The organism is Brevundimonas sp. S1H14, assembly GCF_047716865.1.
In the GTDB taxonomy this organism is placed as follows: Bacteria; Pseudomonadota; Alphaproteobacteria; order Caulobacterales; family Caulobacteraceae; genus Brevundimonas; species Brevundimonas naejangsanensis.
On the sequence record NZ_CP136679.1, the window covers coordinates 2,057,047 to 2,073,401 of the forward strand.

General features: G+C 65.9%; 12 protein-coding genes and 1 tRNA gene. 4 read left to right on the top strand and 9 right to left on the bottom strand.

The features are described from left to right. Window positions 1-3 precede the first annotated feature (3 nt). The 8 genes from nuoG to RSD66_RS10065 form a co-directional block, all read right to left on the bottom strand. Complete coding sequence (gene nuoG, locus RSD66_RS10030; protein ID WP_415287574.1) at window positions 4-2,049, bottom strand: NADH-quinone oxidoreductase subunit NuoG; 2,046 nt, start codon at window positions 2,047-2,049, stop codon at window positions 4-6. Window positions 2,050-2,054: 5 nt separating this feature from the next. Further along, window positions 2,055-3,368 carry an NADH-quinone oxidoreductase subunit NuoF gene (gene nuoF / locus RSD66_RS10035; RefSeq protein WP_119412173.1) on the bottom strand — a complete coding sequence of 438 codons (1,314 nt, stop codon included), beginning with the start codon at window positions 3,366-3,368 and terminating at the stop codon, window positions 2,055-2,057. Window positions 3,369-3,374: 6 nt separating this feature from the next. Further along, window positions 3,375-3,644, bottom strand: coding sequence for a hypothetical protein (locus RSD66_RS10040; protein ID WP_119412174.1), 270 nt, complete (start codon window positions 3,642-3,644; stop codon window positions 3,375-3,377). After that, on the bottom strand, window positions 3,644-4,318 hold the full coding sequence (nuoE, locus tag RSD66_RS10045; RefSeq protein ID WP_024352545.1) for an NADH-quinone oxidoreductase subunit NuoE: 675 nt from the start codon (window positions 4,316-4,318) through the stop codon (window positions 3,644-3,646). Before nuoE ends, RSD66_RS10040 begins: the two co-directional genes overlap by 1 nt. Beyond that, window positions 4,315-5,493: an NADH-quinone oxidoreductase subunit D gene (locus RSD66_RS10050; protein ID WP_233551885.1), complete on the bottom strand. Its 1,179-nt coding sequence runs from the start codon at window positions 5,491-5,493 to the stop codon at window positions 4,315-4,317. Before RSD66_RS10050 ends, nuoE begins: the two co-directional genes overlap by 4 nt. Window positions 5,494-5,585: 92 nt before the next feature. Then, a complete protein-coding gene (locus tag RSD66_RS10055; RefSeq protein WP_024352543.1) occupies window positions 5,586-6,209 on the bottom strand; it encodes an NADH-quinone oxidoreductase subunit C in 624 nt (207 codons plus the stop codon). Then, on the bottom strand, window positions 6,206-6,805 hold the full coding sequence (locus RSD66_RS10060; RefSeq protein ID WP_119412176.1) for a NuoB/complex I 20 kDa subunit family protein: 600 nt from the start codon (window positions 6,803-6,805) through the stop codon (window positions 6,206-6,208). Before RSD66_RS10060 ends, RSD66_RS10055 begins: the two co-directional genes overlap by 4 nt. After that, complete coding sequence (locus RSD66_RS10065; RefSeq protein WP_003164585.1) at window positions 6,775-7,152, bottom strand: NADH-quinone oxidoreductase subunit A; 378 nt, start codon at window positions 7,150-7,152, stop codon at window positions 6,775-6,777. The genes RSD66_RS10060 and RSD66_RS10065 overlap by 31 nt, the downstream gene beginning before the upstream one ends. A 208-nt stretch (window positions 7,153-7,360) precedes the next feature. Between RSD66_RS10065 and RSD66_RS10070 the strand changes: the two genes are divergently transcribed. Continuing rightward, on the top strand, window positions 7,361-8,977 hold the full coding sequence (locus RSD66_RS10070; RefSeq protein ID WP_024352542.1) for an AbgT family transporter: 1,617 nt from the start codon (window positions 7,361-7,363) through the stop codon (window positions 8,975-8,977). A gap of 94 nt (window positions 8,978-9,071) precedes the next feature. Further along, window positions 9,072-9,148, top strand: a tRNA-Asp gene (locus RSD66_RS10075). Window positions 9,149-9,260: 112 nt separating this feature from the next. Here the strand turns inward: RSD66_RS10075 and RSD66_RS10080 are convergent. After that, the gene (locus RSD66_RS10080; RefSeq protein ID WP_415287576.1) at window positions 9,261-10,511 is read right to left on the bottom strand and encodes a glycosyltransferase; all 1,251 of its coding nucleotides are present in this window, start codon (window positions 10,509-10,511) and stop codon (window positions 9,261-9,263) included. Between the two features lie 313 nt (window positions 10,512-10,824). Between RSD66_RS10080 and RSD66_RS10085 the strand changes: the two genes are divergently transcribed. Continuing rightward, complete coding sequence (locus RSD66_RS10085; protein WP_415287577.1) at window positions 10,825-14,106, top strand: autotransporter domain-containing protein; 3,282 nt, start codon at window positions 10,825-10,827, stop codon at window positions 14,104-14,106. Window positions 14,107-14,223: 117 nt separating this feature from the next. After that, the gene (locus RSD66_RS10090) at window positions 14,224-16,311 is read left to right on the top strand and encodes a prolyl oligopeptidase family serine peptidase (protein ID WP_415287578.1); all 2,088 of its coding nucleotides are present in this window, start codon (window positions 14,224-14,226) and stop codon (window positions 16,309-16,311) included. The last annotated feature ends 44 nt before the right edge of the window (window positions 16,312-16,355 follow it).

Genomic DNA, 16,355 nt, shown 5'->3' on the forward strand with positions numbered 1-16,355 from the left:
GTCTTACTCCGCCGCCAGGGCGACCGGCGCCGTCCGCTCAGCGGACAGTTGGGCCATGGTTTCACTGGCGCGCGCGATCGGGTTGGTCAGGTAGGGATCGGCGATGACGGAGACGAAGGCGACGTCGCCCAGGTCTCCCTTGGCGCCCAGCTTGGCGACGTCGAACGTCGCGGCGGGGGCCAGATAGTCGATGCGGCCGAAGGTCGGATGGTCGCCCATCAGCTTCGTCCGCAGTTGCTCAAGGGTGTCGAACGGCAGCTTGGCGCCCACACGCTCGGACAGGGCGCGGATGATGGCCCAGTCGTCCTTGGCCTCGCCCTTCGGGAAGACCACGCGTTCGGCCATCTGCACCCGGCCTTCGGTGTTGACGTACAGGCCCGACTTCTCGGTGTAGGCCGCGCCCGGCAGGATCACGTCCGCGCCGTGCGCGCCGCGATCGCCGTGCGAGCCCAGATAGACGCGGAAAGCGCCCGATGCGTCAGCGTTCACCTCATCGGCGCCCAACAGGAACAGCACGTCCAGCGCGCCCGGCTTCAGCATGGCGGCCACATCCAGACCGCCCTCGCCCGGCAGGAAGCCCATGTCCAGCCCGCCGACGCGCGCGGCGGCGGCGTGCAGGACGTTGAAGCCGTTCCAGCCGTCCTTGACGACGCCGACCTTCTTGGCCAGCGCGCCCAGGGCGTTCAGCACGGCCGGGCCGGTCTCGCCGGTCAGGGCGCCCGCGCCGACGATGATCGCCGGACGCTCGGCCTTGGTCAGGAAGTCGGTCGCCGCCTTGGGCAGCTTGCCGACGGTCTTCGAACCGGCGCCGAGGTAGTTGTAATCATAGGTCAGGTCAGCCTGCGGGCCGATGACGCCGACTTCGACGCCGCCCTTCAGCCAGGTCTTGCGGATGCGCGCGTTCAGCAGCGGCGCTTCCGTGCGCGGATTGGCGCCGACGATCAGAATGGCGTCAGCGTTTTCAATGCCTTGCAGGCCGGAGTTAAACAGCCAGCCCTCGCGAGCCTCGCCGCCCAGCGCCGCGCCGTCCTGACGGCAGTCGGTGTTGGCCGAGCCCAGCGCGCGGAACAGATCCAGCGTCGCCTTCATCGACTCGGCGTCCTGCAGGTCGCCGGCGATGACGCCGATGCGATCAGCCGATGCGGCCTTGATCTTGTCGGCCACGACCGACAGAGCCTCGTCCCAAGACGCCGGACGCAGTTTGCCGTTCTCACGCACCCACGGGCGGTCCAGACGACGCGCCTGCAGGCCGTCGACGGCGTAGCGGCTCTTGTCCGACAGCCATTCCTCGTTGATGCCCTCGTTCACGCGCGGCAGCACGCGCATGACCTCGGCGCCGCGCGAGTCGGCGCGGATGTTCGAGCCGAGCGCGTCCATCACGTCGATGGTCTCGGTCTTCTTCAACTCCCACGGGCGGTAGTGGTACTGCCACGGGCGGTGCGTCAGGGCGCCCACCGGGCACAGGTCGTTGACGTTGCCCGACAGTTCGCTGTCAATGTTCTTTTCCAGATAGGTCGTGATCTCGGCGCTTTCGCCGCGCGAGATCATGCCGATGTCCGGGACGCCGGCCACTTCGGTGATGAAGCGAACGCAACGCGTGCACTGGATGCAGCGCGTCATGAACGTCTTGACCGTGGGGCCCATGTTCTTTTCTTCGACCGCGCGCTTGTTCTCGCCGTAGCGCGAACCGTCGCGGCCATAGCCCACGGCCTGATCCTGCAGGTCGCACTCGCCGCCCTGGTCGCAGATCGGGCAGTCCAGCGGGTGGTTGATGAGCAGGAACTCCATGACCCCTTCGCGGGCCTTCTTCACCATCGGCGTGTCGGTGAAGATTTCCTGGCCGTCGGCGGCCGGCAGCGCGCACGATGCCTGCGGCTTCGGCGGTCCAGGCTTCACCTCGACCAGGCACATGCGGCAGTTGCCGGCGATAGACAGGCGCTCGTGGTAGCAGAAGCGCGGGATTTCCTGCCCGGCGCGCTCGGCGACCTGCAGCACGGTCATGCCCGGTTCGAACTCGACTTCAACGCCGTTGACCTTGGCGATAGGCATTACGATTACTCCGCCGCGATCGCGTGGCCGGCGAAGTTCGCGCGGCGGCTGCGGTAGGTGTGGATGCGCTCTTCGATCTCGTGACGGAAGTGCCGGATCAGGCCCTGAACGGGCCAGGCGGCGGCGTCGCCGAGGGCGCAGATGGTGTGGCCTTCGACCTGACCGGCCACGTCGAGCAGCAGGTCGATCTCTGACGGGTCGGCGTCGCCGATCGCCATACGCTCCAGCACGCGCCACATCCAGCCGGTGCCTTCACGGCACGGCGTGCACTGGCCGCAGCTCTCGTGCTTGAAGAAGTAGCTGATGCGGGCGATCGCCTTCACGATGTCGGTGGACTGGTCCATGACGGTCACGCCGGCGGTGCCCAGCGACGAGCGATGCTCGCGCATGGAGTCGAAGTCCATCAGGGCGACTTCGGCCTGTTCGCGCGTGATGACGGGGCAGGACGCGCCGCCCGGAATGATGGCCTTCAGGTTTTCCCAGCCGCCGCGCACGCCGCCGCCGTGATCCTCGATCAACTGGCGCAGCGGGATCGACATGGCCTCTTCGACCACGCAGGGCGTGTTCACGTGGCCCGACAGCGACATCAGCTTGGTGCCAGCGTTGTTCGGACGACCGAAGCTGGCGAACCAGTCAGCGCCGCGACGCAGGATGGTGCCGACCACGGCGATCGACTCGACGTTGTTCACGGTCGTCGGGCAGCCGTACAGACCGGCTCCAGCAGGGAACGGAGGCTTCAGGCGCGGCTGGCCCTTCTTGCCTTCCAGCGATTCCAGCAGAGCCGTCTCCTCGCCGCAGATATAGGCCCCGGCGCCGTGGTGGATATAGACGTGGAAGTCCCAGCCGTGGACGTTGTCGTCACCGATCAGCCTGGCCTCATAGGCCTGCTTGACGGCGGCTTCCATGCGCTCGCGCTCGAGGATGTATTCGCCGCGCAGGTATATGTAGCAGGCGTGGGCCTTCATCGCGAAGGAGGCGATCAGGGCTCCTTCGATCAGCAGGTGCGGATCATGACGCATGATCTCGCGGTCCTTGCAGGTCGCGGGCTCGGACTCATCTGCGTTGATGACCAGGTAGTGAGGGCGATCCTTCACTTCCTTGGGCATGAAGGACCACTTCAGCCCGGTCGAGAAACCGGCGCCGCCGCGCCCGCGCAGGCCCGAGTTCTTTACGTTGTTGATGATCCAGTCGCCGCCAAGGTCCAGCATGTCCTTGGTGGCGTTCCACGCGCCGCGCTTCTTCGCACCTTCAAGGCCCCAGTCGTGGAAGCCGTAGAGGTTGGTGAAGATCCGATCCTTGTCTTGGAGGATGCCGACCATGATCCCTTAAAGTCCTTCCGCCATGCGGCGTTTATGGTGGCGGGTGCGCTGGAAGACGGCGTAGATCACCAGCACCCATCCGATAGCCAACAGGCCATAGGCCGCCATCACCGCGTTGTCAGTCAGGCCGAAACGGCCGTCGCGCGCGAACATAACCAATGCGGCCGCGACCACGATGCAGGCCAGGCCAGCCCAACGCTGGCGCCAGCCCACGCGACGCAGCTCGGCCCGATAGGCCGCCCTGCCCGCTTCTGTCTCGAGGTCCGGCCGCGCCATCAGACCGGCGCCTTTTCAGCGACAGGCTCAGAGTTCGGCAGTTTCTTGATCTTCTTGGCGGCCGAGCCGTCATACAGCGCCGGATCCGTCAGCACGCGCGCGCCGCCTACCGGCTCAGACGTGTGACGACCGACATAGCTGCCCGCCTTCGGCGTCTTGCCCGCAGCGAAATCATCGATGATCTGGGCCATGTTTTCCGGCGTCAGATCTTCGTAATAGAGGTCGTTGATCTGGGCCACCGGCGCGTTCGAGCAGGCGCCGATGCATTCGACTTCCTGCCAGGTAAAGCGGCCGTCAGCGGACAGTTCGTCCTTGGGACCGATCTTCTCGCGGCACACGCGCATCAGCTCATTGGAGCCGCGCAGCATGCACTGCGTCGTGCCGCAGACCTGGATCAGCGCGGCCGTACCGACCGGCGTCAACTGGAACATGGTGTAGAAGGTCGCGACCTCCAGCACCCGGATATAGGCCATGCCCAGCAAGTCGCCGATGGCGCGCAGCGACGGCTCGGACACCCAGCCTTCCTGCTTCTGGACCAGCCACAGGATCGGGATCACGGCCGACTGGCGACGCGATTCCGGGTACTTCTTGATCCACCACTGAGCCTTTTCCATCGTCTCCTTCGAAAACTCGAAAGAGGACGGTTGCTCCTTGGCGAGACGACGAACGCTCATCGGTCCACTTCTCCGAACACCATGTCGAGCGAGCCGAGGATGGCGGACACGTCCGCCAGCATGTGGCCGCGGTTCATCCAGTCCATCGCCTGCAGGTGACGGAAGCCGGGGGCCGACAGCTTGACGCGGTAGGGTTTGTTGGTGCCGTCCGACACCAGATAGACGCCGAACTCGCCCTTCGGCGCCTCGACGGCCGCATAGACCTCGCCTTCCGGGGTGCGGAAGCCCTCGGTGTAGAGCTTGAAGTGGTGGATCAGCGCTTCCATCGAACGCTTCATCTCACCGCGACGCGGCGGGGCGACCTTGTGGTCTTCGGTCAGGACCGGCTCGCCGGGGCAGTTGCGCAGCTTGTGGATGCACTGCTCCATGATGCGCACCGACTGGCGCATCTCTTCGACGCGGCACAGATAGCGGTCCCAGCAGTCGCCGTTCTTGCCGACAGCGATGTCGAACTCCATGTCGGCGTAGCAGTCGTACGGCTGGGCCTTGCGCAGGTCCCAGGCGATGTCCGAACCGCGCAGCATGACGCCCGAGAAGCCCCACGCCAGGGCGTTCTCCTTGGACACCACGCCGATGTCGACATTGCGCTGTTTGAAGATGCGGTTCTCGGTGACCAGGCTTTCGATGTCGTTCAGCGCGGCCGGGAACTCGGCGCACCAGCGGCCGATGTCGTCGATCAGCTCGGGCGTCAGGTCCTGGTGGACGCCGCCCGGGCGGAAGTAGTTGGCGTGCAGGCGCGCACCGCAGGCGCGCTCGTAGAAGACCATCAGCTTCTCGCGCTCTTCATGGCCCCACAGCGGCGGGGTCAGGGCACCCACGTCCATGGCCTGCATGGTCGCATTCAGAAGGTGGTTCAGGATGCGGCCCATCTCCGAGTACAGGACCCGGATCAGTTGGCCGCGATACGGCACGTCGATCTCAAGCAGGCGCTCGATGGCCAAGCAGAAGGCGTGCTCCTGGTTCATCGGCGAGACGTAGTCCAGCCGGTCCAGATAGGGGATGTTCTGGAGGTAGGTGCGCGCCTCCATCAGCTTCTCGGTGCCGCGGTGCAGCAGGCCGATGTGCGGATCGACGCGCGTGACCAGCTCGCCGTCCAGCTCCAGCACCAGACGCAGCACGCCGTGCGCGGCCGGGTGCTGCGGGCCGAAGTTGATGGTGAACTTGCGGTCGTCCATCGCCCGTGCGTGCGGGGTCAGGCCGTCTTCATAATCCTCGAACGGGTCGATGGCCGAACCGAGCGGCGCGGGCATGTTCTTGACGTCGGCCATTACTGCGCTCCCGCCTTTTCATCGCCCGGAAGGACGGTCGGGTAGTCGGCGCCTTCCCACGGAGACAGGAAGTCGAAGTTGCGGAATTCCTGCGTCAGCTTCACCGGCTCATAGACGATGCGCTTCTGCTCTTCGTCGTAGCGGACCTCGACGTAGCCCGTCATCGGGAAGTCCTTGCGCAGCGGGTGCCCCTGGAAGCCGTAGTCGGTCAGGATGCGGCGCATGTCCGGATGATCCGAAAAGATCATGCCGTACATGTCGAAGGCTTCACGCTCGAACCAGCCCGCCGACGGATAGACAGAGGTCACGCTGGGGACCGGCTGCACTTCGTCGGTCGACACCTTGACGCGAACACGCGCCGCGCGGGTCAGCGACAGCAGATGATAGACGACTTCGAAGCGCTCGGCGCGATCAGGATAGTCCGCGCCGCAGACATCCATGCACTGCTGGAAACCGAACTGATCGCGCAGAGCCGTCATGATCTCGACGATCTTCTCGCGCGGGGCGATCAGGGTCAGTTCGCCATAGGCCACCACAGCCTCGACGCCGAGCGCCGCGACCATTTCCGTGCCCAGAGGCGTAAGAGCGGATTCACGTTCCGCAACGCGCACCAGTTCGCTCATCGCTCGATGGTCCCCGTGCGGCGGATCTTCTTCTGCAGTTGCAGGATGCCGTACAGCAGGGCCTCGGCGGTCGGCGGGCAGCCCGGAACATAGACGTCCACCGGCACCACGCGGTCGCAGCCGCGCACGACGCTGTAGCTGTAGTGATAGTAGCCGCCGCCGTTGGCGCACGACCCCATCGAGATGACGTAGCGCGGGTCCGGCATCTGGTCGTAGACCTTGCGCAGGGCCGGAGCCATCTTGTTGGTCAGCGTCCCGGCGACGATCATCAGGTCCGACTGGCGCGGCGAACCGCGCGGCGCGGTGCCGAAACGCTCCAGGTCGAAGCGCGGCATCGACAGGTGGATCATCTCCACGGCGCAGCAGGCCAGACCGAACGACATCCACATCAGCGAACCCGTGCGCGCCCAGGTGATGACGTCGTCCAGCGAGGTCGTCAGGAAGCCGCGCTCACCCAGTTCCGTATTGACGGACTCGAAGAACTTGTCGTGGATCTTGGGATCATAGCCCTCGACGGTCGAACGCGCAGCCGAACCTGCGGGGACCAGAGGACTGGAGGGGGCGATCACTGCCATTCCAGTGCTCCCTTCTTCCATTCGTAGATGAAGCCGACCGTCAGGACGCCCAGGAAGACCATCATCGACCAGAAGGCGAAGACCATGCCGCCGTGCGACAGGTCGAACATCGACACCGCCCACGGGAACAGGAAGGCGATTTCCAGGTCGAAGATGATGAAGAGGATCGACACCAGATAGAAGCGCACGTCGAACTTCATGCGCGCGTCGTCAAAGGCGTTGAAGCCGCACTCATAAGCCGAGAGCTTCTCGGTATCGGGGTTCTTGGGAGCCAGCACCCAGGCCGCCAGCATGAAGCCGGCGCCGAGCACGATGGCGATGCCCAGGAAAACGACGATCGGAAGATATTCTAGAAGAAATTCGTTCATTCGAGCTGCCTCGCCCGCCGGGAGGTAGGGGGCGGATTCGGGGCTTCTTAGACCCAACCTCGCCAGGGTTCAAACCCATGTCGGCAAAGGTTTTTTATTGCGAATGGTTCGCAGTTTTTTGCGCGATTTGCCGCAGCCCTCCCGATTGCTTCCTATGCCGGTGATCCGCGAAATGCACTGTCGCCCATAGATAGCCCAGAGCCTGCGCATGAACCTGGCCGCCCGCCTGCTGAACTCCGTCGAACGCATCGGCAATCGGCTACCAGATCCTGTCTTTCTATTCCTATGGCTGATCCTGGGTCTGGTGGTCCTGAGTCTGGTCGGGGCTGGCCTGGGCTGGTCTGCGGTCAATCCGGTGACCGGCGAGGTGCTGCAGGCGCAAAGCCTGTTGTCGCCCGCCAATCTGGAGCGGCTGTTCATCGGCATGCCGCGCACCCTGGCCGACTTTCCGCCGTTGGGGATCGTCATCACCATCATCTACGGCGCTTCGGTGGCCGAGCGGACAGGCCTGTTCTCGACGGCGATCCGTGGCGCGCTGCTGAACGCGCCGCGCTTCATCCTGACGCCGATCGTGGTGATCACCGGCATGGTGTCGCACCATGCGTCGGACGCCTCCTATGTCGTGGTGATTCCTCTGGCGGCCGTCATCTTCGCCGCTGCGGGCCGCCATCCGCTGGCGGGCCTGGCCGCTGGCTTCGCCGCCGTGTCGGGCGGCTATGCGGGCAATCTGTTCCCCGGCGCCAGCGACGCCCTGATCCTGGGCATCACCGAGCCGGCGGCCCATCTGATCGATCCGTCCTACGCCGTCAGCATCGCGGGCAACTGGTTCTTCATCGTCGGGGTGGTGATCGTCTTCACCCCCATCGTCTGGTTCCTGACCGACCGGGTGATCGAGCCGCGCCTGGGCGCCTGGATTCCGCATGACGCCGCCCCAGTCGCCGCCGAGGAGAAGACCCCTCTCACCGCCGCCGAGAAGCGCGGACTGGGCTGGGCGGGCCTGACCATACTGGCCATGATCGCCGTCTGGGCCGCCGTGACCTTCCTGCCCGGCTCGCCCTTCATGGACGCCGACGCCGAGCCGGAGCAGCGCTTCAATCCTCTGTACCGCTCGCTGGTGGCCTTCTTCGCCCTGACCTTCTTCATGGCGGGCGCGGCTTTCGGCGCGGGGTCCGGCTCGATCAAGAGCCACCATGACCTGGTGCGGATGATGCGCGAGGGGATCAGCCAACTGGCGCCCTATATCGTCCTGGCCTTCTTCGCCGCCCACTTCGTCGCCATGTTCAACTGGTCCGGCCTGGGGCCGATCCTGGCGGTCAACGCGGCCGCCTCCTTACGCGAACTGGCCCTGCCGACGCCCGTGCTGCTGATCATGGTCGTGCTGGTGTCCTGCATCTTCGACCTGTTCATCGGCTCGGCCTCGGCCAAGTGGTCGGCGCTCGCGCCCATCGTCGTGCCCATGTTCATGCTGCTGGGCATCAGCCCCGAGATGACGACCGCCGCCTATCGCATGGGTGATTCCGTCACCAACATCGCCACCCCGCTGATGAGCTACTTCCCGCTGATCCTGACCTTCGCCCAGCGCTGGGATCCCAGATTCGGCCTGGGATCGCTGATGGCGACCATGCTGCCCTACGCCGGAGCCTTCCTGATCGCGGGCCTGATCATGGTCGCGTCCTGGGTGGCGCTGGATCTGCCGCTGGGACCGGGCGTAGGCGTCCACTACGAACCGCCGCCGCCCGCCACGGCGTCGCAACTGCCTGCGGACGGCGGAATCGCCGGTCCCGCCGCCCCGCCTCAGGCCGCCGCAGCCGCTCCGACAAGATGATTTGATTTATCCACAGCCAGGTCGCTTGACCTTCGGCGCAGCCCCGCCTAAACGACGCCCCTCGCCGGGGCGCACAGTCGCTTCGGATGGGAACGCGGGTGTAGCTCAGTTGGTTAGAGTGCCGGCCTGTCACGCCGGAGGTCGCGGGTTCGAGCCCCGTCACTCGCGCCACTCCTCTCAACACTTTGAGGGAGTGGCGCACCGCCCTTCCCTCTTCTCCTGAAAATCAAAACCGACCCGCAGGCGCCGTTTTCGCACGCCCGCAGTTCATCGGTCCCCAAGCCTAGTTGAGCGGCAGCCTCTCTCGCGGCGTGACGAAGGCGGCCTTCCCGGTCAGTTCGCCGTACAACATGGTCAGATCCTCGAACACGCGGTTCCAGGCGAACTGCTCGACCGCCTTGACCCGCGCCGCCGCGCCCAGCGCCTCTACGTCGCGCGCGAACAACGCCTCAATGGCTGCGGCGTAGTCGACCGGATCGGCCGAGGCCGCCAGTTGCCCCACGCCGTCATCGACCGTCTCGGCCACGCCGCCCGCGTTAACGCCGACCACGGCCCGGCCGCAGGCCATCGCCTCCAGCACGATCAGGCCGAACGGCTCCTTGTCATTGGCGTGCACGAAGGCGTCGCAGCTGGCGATAATGCGGGCCACGGCGCGCGGGTCCTTTTCATACGGCAGGGAGATCACGCGATCTTCCGGCGGCATTCCGGCGCCCGCGCCGACCAGCACCAGATGATAGGGCGCGCCCAGACGCTGGACCGCGTCGATCAGCACGCCGACGTTCTTCTCCTTGGCCGGACGCCCGGCGAAGCACAGCAGACGGGCGTCTGCGCCCAGGCCCAGCTTCTTCAACAGCCAGTCGCGATCGCGACGATCCGGATGGAAGGTATCGACCTCCACGCCCAGCGGGCGCACGACGATGCCGCCGACCCCGGCCTCTTCCAGCCGCCTGGCAATGAAGCGGCTGGGGGAGACGACGCGATCGAACTGAGAGAACAGCTTGGCCCAGCGTTTCTCGACCGGCTTCTTGGCCCATTCGCCGAAATGCAGCGCCGCCAGACTCGCCGGATCCGAATGACAGAAACCCACGACCGGGCAACCGACCCTCTGGCCCGCCTCCAGCGCGCCCTGCCCCGGCGTATAGGGATCGCCCGCCTCGATAAGCGCGGGATTCAGCGACGATACCCATGCGCCCCAACGGCGCACCGAACCGGGCCAGCGATAACCGTCCCCGAACGGCAGCTTGGGGGCCTGCAGCCGCACCACGCCGTCGCCGCTGGCCCTGTAACCGGCGCCGGGCACGACGAGGCTGTGCGCCACATCGGGGCGATTGTCCGCCAGCCACGCCTTTTTGGACAGAAGATAACGCTTCACCCCGCCCGAGCGCGGCGCGAACAGCATCGTGGTGTCCACCAGCCGGGGCCGATCCTCGGCCGCGCAGGCCTTTAACGCCCGAAGGGTCGCCGCAACCTCATCATCCAGGCCAGGAAAGAGGCGCAGTTCGCTTTCCTGGACGTCGATCGGGCTGACGCTCATGCCTGGGGCCTTTCCGCTGAACTTCTTCACGTTAACGCCAAGGCTCCGACTTTGGATGCGGGACGGTGCAAATCAGCATCATGCAGATTTTCCGCCCTATATTCGTCCCCGGCTACGCTGCAAGCCACAAGCGCACAAGGCTGCGCTTGTATCCCGGCTGCGCCATGGTTTTCATCTGCCGTTCAGCTTCAGCCCCCTAACGCGAGGTCTTGCAATCGCCTCAAATTCAAGAAACTTGGGGCATGTAGGTGCTGACCCTGTTAGGAGGGGCGCCTCAATCCTTGCGCGTGCGACCACGAGGGGTTTCCTACCGATGCGTATTCTGCTCGCGACCGCTGTAGCGATCGCTCCCCTGATGGTTGCAGCCGGCGCCCAGGCCGAACAGGTCATCTCAAACGGCCGCACCACGCCGATCAGCACCTCGACCGCCAATAACGGCGCGCGCGACGACGTACGCATCGCCAGCGGCGGCTCCATCACGGTCACGTCCGGCACGGCCGTGACGCTGGATTCCAGCAACAGCGTCAAGCTCGACGCCGGCTCCAAGATCGACATGCTGAAGGCGGCCGACGGCGCCACAGGCATCCTGGCCAATGGCGGCAACACCGGCGACATCACCATCGGCGGCGCCATCACCATCACCGATGCGATCGACGAGTATAAGGACGAAGACAAGGACGGCGACCTGGACGGTCCCTTCGCCGAAGGGAATAACCGCTATGGCGTGCGCGTCACCGGCGATTCCCCCCTGACAGGCAACATCCGGATCGAGAACTCCGGTTCAATCCGCGTTGAGGGCAACAATTCCGCCGGTCTGTCGGTCGAAGCGCCCCTGACCGGCAACATCTTCAGCATGGGCCAGATCAACGTCATCGGCGACAACGGCTATGGCGTGCGCACGACCGGCGATGTCAGCGGCGACGTCACCCTGCTGGGCGGCATCGGCGTGGTCGGCGAGAACTCGACCGGCGTCGCCATCGACGGCGATGTCGGCGGCCAGGTCAAGATTCAGGGCGCCGTCACCTCTACCGGCTATCGCTACACCACGGCCCCGCCGTCCAAGCCCACGACGGGCGAGCCGTGGCCCGGCCAAGCCTATCTCGAAAACCTGGACGAGGACGACCTGCTGCAGGGCGGCCCGGCCGTGCGAATCGCAGGCGATGTCGGCAAGGGCGTCGTGTTCGACACCGCCCCTTCCTACGGTCCCGGCGGAATCGACGGCGACGACGACGGCGACGGCGTCAAGAACGGCGACGAGGACGACGACGGCGACGGCAAGATCAACCGCGAAGACGATGACCGCGACGGCGACGGCATCCCCGACGCCCAGGAAACGACCGCCACCATCCGCTCGTTCGGCGGCGCAGCGGCGGTGCTGGTGGGTTCAACCGACAAGGCGATCACCCTGGGCGCGGCCGGCACAGGCGATTCCGCCTATGGCCTGATCAACCGCGGCTCCATCGAAGCGGCCGGCGTCTACAAGGACGTCGACGCCAAGGCCGTGCAGATCGGCGGTACGGGCCAGGACGTGACGGTCGCCGGAGGTTTCCGTAACGAAGGCACCATCGTCTCATCGGCCGTATCCGCGAACAGCAGCACCGTGCTGGTCGGCAGCGGCGCTTCGCTGCCTACCATCTTCAACAGCGGCGCCATTCAGGGCTCCATCGCCACCTCCGACGCCGACACGGCCAGCGGCGTCCTGATCCAAAACGGCGCCAACGTCGGTTCGATCTCGAACTCGGGCAACATCGCCGTGGCGGTGAACGGGTCCAAGGGTTCCGCCGTGGCCATTCGCGACGAATCCGGCACGCTTTCCACAATCGACAACACCGGTCGCATCATCGCCGTCGTCACGCCCGAGAAAGATGTCGAGAAGACGGGGTCCGCCATCGCCGTGGACGTCAGCGCCAATACGACCGGCGTGACCTTCGTTCAGGACGGCGTCGTCGTACCGGACCACAAATTGCCTGACGCTGACGGCGACGGGGTGCCGGACGCCAATGAACCGGCGATCGTCGGCGACATCCGCTTCGGCTCAGGCGCTGACGTGCTGGATGTCCGCAACGGCACGGTGAGCGGCGACATCTCGTTCGGGACCGGAGCCGACCGCCTGTCGATCAGCGGCGGCGCCGTGGTGAAAGGCAAGCTGTCGAACGACGACGGCCAGCTCGACATCGACATTTCCAAGGGGGTCCTGGACGCTCAGCAGACTACGAGCCTGGATATCTCCAGCCTCAACGTCGGCGAAGACGGCAAGCTGATCGTGACCCTGGATGAGGCGACGGCCGACGAGTTCCGATACAATGTCAGCGGCTCGGCCGACCTGGCGGGCGCCAGCAGCCTTGGCGTCCGCTTCAACTCCCTAATTGACGCTGAAGGCACGACCACCTTCAAGGTGATCAAGGCGGGTGACCTGAACGCTGGCGATCTGACGTCCGAAGAACTGCAATCAAACTCGCCCTACGCCTTCGTCGTCGAAATCGGCGACGTGACCGCGAACGAACTGTCGATCGACGCCCGCAGGATCACGGCCGACGAGGCCAAGATGATCAACTCGGAAGCCGCCGCCTACGACGTGCTCTACGCCGGTCTGGCCGATAATGAGATCATCCGCGCGGCTCTGCTCAACCAGACGGATCGCGAAGGCTTCTTCCACATCTATCAGCAACTGCTGCCCGAGCACTCGGGCGGGCCGCTGCTGTCGCTGGCCAGCGGCGTCGACGCTGTGACCCGCGCCCTGACCGGCCGCAACGCCGCCGCCGCTCCGGGCGAAACCAGCGCCTGGGTGCAGGAGATCAACTTCTACGCCGACAAGGACAAGACCGACACCTACGGCTTCCGCTCGGAAGGATTCGGTCTGGCGGGCGGCGTCGAGCGCGGCACCTCAATGGGCGCCTTCGGCGTGACGGCCGCCTTCACCTCATCCGATCTGGAAGACCCGGAATCGGCCGCTGAAGAAGTGCTGTCGGCCAATCTGCTGGAACTGGGCCTCTACTGGCGCGCCCAGGGGCAGTACTGGACGACCTGGGCGCGTGCGGCGGGCGGTTACGCCTCCTTCAGCGCGACGCGCAAGCTGGTCGCCGAAGGCGTCAACCTGAAGAACGAATCCGACTGGCACGGCTTCACCCTGGCCGCAGCGGGCGGCGCTTCGTACGAGCGTCACTTCGGCCGCCTGAATGTCCGTCCCGAAGCCTATGTCGAATATTTCTCGCTGAGCGAGGACGCCCGTTCCGAACGCGGCGGCGGCGACGGCTTCGATCTGGATATCGACGAGCGCGACGGCCACATGTTCTCGGGCGTGGCGGCCGTCAACATCGGCTACGGCTTCGGCAAGGACGGGTGGATCCGCCCGGAAGTCCGCCTGGGCTGGCGTCAGAACTTCTCGGTCGACGCCGGGACCACCATCGCCCGCTTCGCCTCAGGCGGCGACGCCTTCACCCTGACGCCCGCCAGCATCGAAGGCGGCGGTCCGATCCTGGGCTTCCGTCTCAACGTCGGCAACGACCTGGGGATGCTGGCCATCACCGGCGACGCCGAACTGCTGGAAGACTACGTCCGCTACACCCTGCTGCTGCGGGCCAGCTTCAAGTTCTGATTCTTCTTCGGGATTCGGATCAAAACGGGCCGTCGGATTCGTTCCGGCGGCCTTTTCCGTATCTTGTCGTCGCCTCGCGTCTTCCTATGATCCCTGTCAGTTCAGAGGGGGATTCATATGAACAAGTTCGCCTGGGCCGCCTGCGCCCTGATCCTTAGCGCCCATGCGCCGGCGCTGGCGCAAACTGCGCCCGCTGTTGCTCAGGCCGCCCTGCCCTCTGCCGACCGCGGCCTGTTCACCGCCCAGGACCTGTTCGGCATGGAGGTCGCCTCGGACGCCCAGATCAGCCCCGACGGCAGCCGGATCGCCTATGTCCGCCAGACGGCCGACATCATGACCGATCAGATGCGTCCGACCATCTGGCTGATCGACGTAAAGACGGGCCAACACACGCCGCTGATCGCTTCGGCCGGTTCCCACCGCCAGCCGCGCTGGTCGCCCGACGGAACGCGCTTGTCCTACATCTCGAACGCCGAGGGCGGCGCGCCGCAACTGTTCGTGCGCTGGATGGCGTCGGGTGAAGCGGTCCGCGTCACCAACCTGCCCAACACCCCGTCCAGCATCAGCTGGTCGCCCAACGGCGAGCAGTTGGCCTATTCGGTCCTGGTTCCCGGCGACAAGCCCAAGATCGGCTCGCCGCTGCCCAAGCCCGAAGGCGCCAAATGGGCCCCGCCGCTGGAGATTATCGACACCGTCTCGTACCGCTCGGACGGTCAGGGCTATCTCAAGCCCGGTTTCCGCCATGTCTTCGTCGTCGGCGCCCAGGGCGGCGGCGCGCGCCAACTGACTCACGGCGACTTCAACCACGGCGGCGGCCTGTCCTGGTCGGCTGATTCCCGCATCCTCTATCTCAGCGCCAACCGTCGACCCGACTGGCAGCGCGAAGCCGCCGACAGCGAAGTCTTCGCCCTGGACGTGCAGACCGGCGGCCTGACAGCCCTGACCAGCCGCGCCGGGCCGGACAACTCGCCCGTCGCCTCACCCGACGGACGCCGCATCGCCTATCTCGGCTATGACGACCAGCGGATGGGCTATCATAACACCCGCCTCTATGTGATGGACGCCGACGGCTCGAACAGCCGCGTGCTGACGCCGAACCTGGACCGCTCGGTCAAATCGCCCGTGTGGAGCCGCGACGGCCGCTCGGTCTATGTCGCCTATGACGATCAGGGGCGCACCAAGGTCGCCCGCGTCTCGCTGGACGGCGCCGTCACCACCCTGATCGAAGACCTGACGGGCGACGATTTCGGTCGTCCCTACACCGGCGGCGATTTCACCGTGGCCGACGACGGCGCCATCGCCTTTACGCGCGGCACGCCGATGCGTCCGGCCGATGTCCACCTCCTGAAGGGCGGCCGCAGCACTCAGCTGACCCGCCTGAACGCGGACTTCCTCAGCGCCCGCCGCCTGGGCGAGGTGCGCCGCATTCAGGTCGCCTCGTCTCACGACCAGCGCGCGGTCGAAAGCTGGCTGACCCTGCCGGCCGACTACGTCGAGGGCCAGAGCTATCCGCTGGTGCTGGAAATCCACGGCGGCCCGTTCGCCGCCTATGGCCCGCACTTCGCCACCGACAACCAGCTGTTCGCAGCTGCGGGCTACGCCGTTCTTTCGGTCAACCCGCGCGGCTCGACCTCCTATGGGGACGAGTTCGCCAACCTGATCCACCACAACTATCCGTCGAACGACTATGACGACCTGATCAGCAGCGTCGACGCCGTCATCGCTCAAGGCGTCGCCGATCCCCACCGCCTGTTCGTCACCGGCGGCTCGGGCGGCGGCGTGCTGACCAGTTGGATCGTCGGCAAGACCGACCGCTTCAAGGCCGCCGTGGTCCAGAAGCCCGTCATCGACTGGGCCAGCTTCGTGCTGACGGCCGACAACCCGGCCTTCTTCGCCCGCTACTGGTTCGGTGAATATCCGTGGGAGAACCCGGAGGCCTACTGGCGCCGGTCGCCGCTGTCGCTGGTCGGCAACGTCAAGACCCCGACCATGGTCGTCGTCGGCGACGAGGACTACCGCACCCCGGTCAGCGAGTCGGAGCAGTACTACACCGCCCTGCAACTGCGCGGCGTGCCCACGGCCCTGGTGAAGATCCCCGGCGTCGGCCACAGCCTGGCCGTCCGTCCGTCCCAGAACGCCGCGCGCATGAACGCCATGATCGAATGGTTCGAGCGCTATAAGGACGGCGCCCCGACCGCTCGCTAACGTCAGCACAGCACGGACCGAAACCCGCGCCCGCCGTCGAACGG

Excerpts from the sequence above, each read along its gene's own strand:
- nuoF (WP_119412173.1), bottom strand. The coding sequence starts at position 3,368 with ATGGTCGGCATCCTCCAAGACAAGGATCGGATCTTCACCAACCTCTAC.
- RSD66_RS10085 (WP_415287577.1), top strand. The coding sequence starts at position 10,825 with ATGCGTATTCTGCTCGCGACCGCTGTAGCGATCGCTCCCCTGATGGTT.
- RSD66_RS10080 (WP_415287576.1), bottom strand. The coding sequence starts at position 10,511 with ATGAGCGTCAGCCCGATCGACGTCCAGGAAAGCGAACTGCGCCTCTTT.
- RSD66_RS10065 (WP_003164585.1), bottom strand. The coding sequence starts at position 7,152 with ATGAACGAATTTCTTCTAGAATATCTTCCGATCGTCGTTTTCCTGGGC.
- RSD66_RS10060 (WP_119412176.1), bottom strand. The coding sequence starts at position 6,805 with ATGGAAGAAGGGAGCACTGGAATGGCAGTGATCGCCCCCTCCAGTCCT.
- nuoG (WP_415287574.1), bottom strand. The coding sequence starts at position 2,049 with ATGCCTATCGCCAAGGTCAACGGCGTTGAAGTCGAGTTCGAACCGGGC.
- RSD66_RS10070 (WP_024352542.1), top strand. The coding sequence starts at position 7,361 with ATGAACCTGGCCGCCCGCCTGCTGAACTCCGTCGAACGCATCGGCAAT.
- RSD66_RS10050 (WP_233551885.1), bottom strand. The coding sequence starts at position 5,493 with ATGGACGACCGCAAGTTCACCATCAACTTCGGCCCGCAGCACCCGGCC.
- RSD66_RS10040 (WP_119412174.1), bottom strand. The coding sequence starts at position 3,644 with ATGGCGCGGCCGGACCTCGAGACAGAAGCGGGCAGGGCGGCCTATCGG.
- RSD66_RS10055 (WP_024352543.1), bottom strand. The coding sequence starts at position 6,209 with ATGAGCGAACTGGTGCGCGTTGCGGAACGTGAATCCGCTCTTACGCCT.
- RSD66_RS10090 (WP_415287578.1), top strand. The coding sequence starts at position 14,224 with ATGAACAAGTTCGCCTGGGCCGCCTGCGCCCTGATCCTTAGCGCCCAT.
- nuoE (WP_024352545.1), bottom strand. The coding sequence starts at position 4,318 with ATGAGCGTTCGTCGTCTCGCCAAGGAGCAACCGTCCTCTTTCGAGTTT.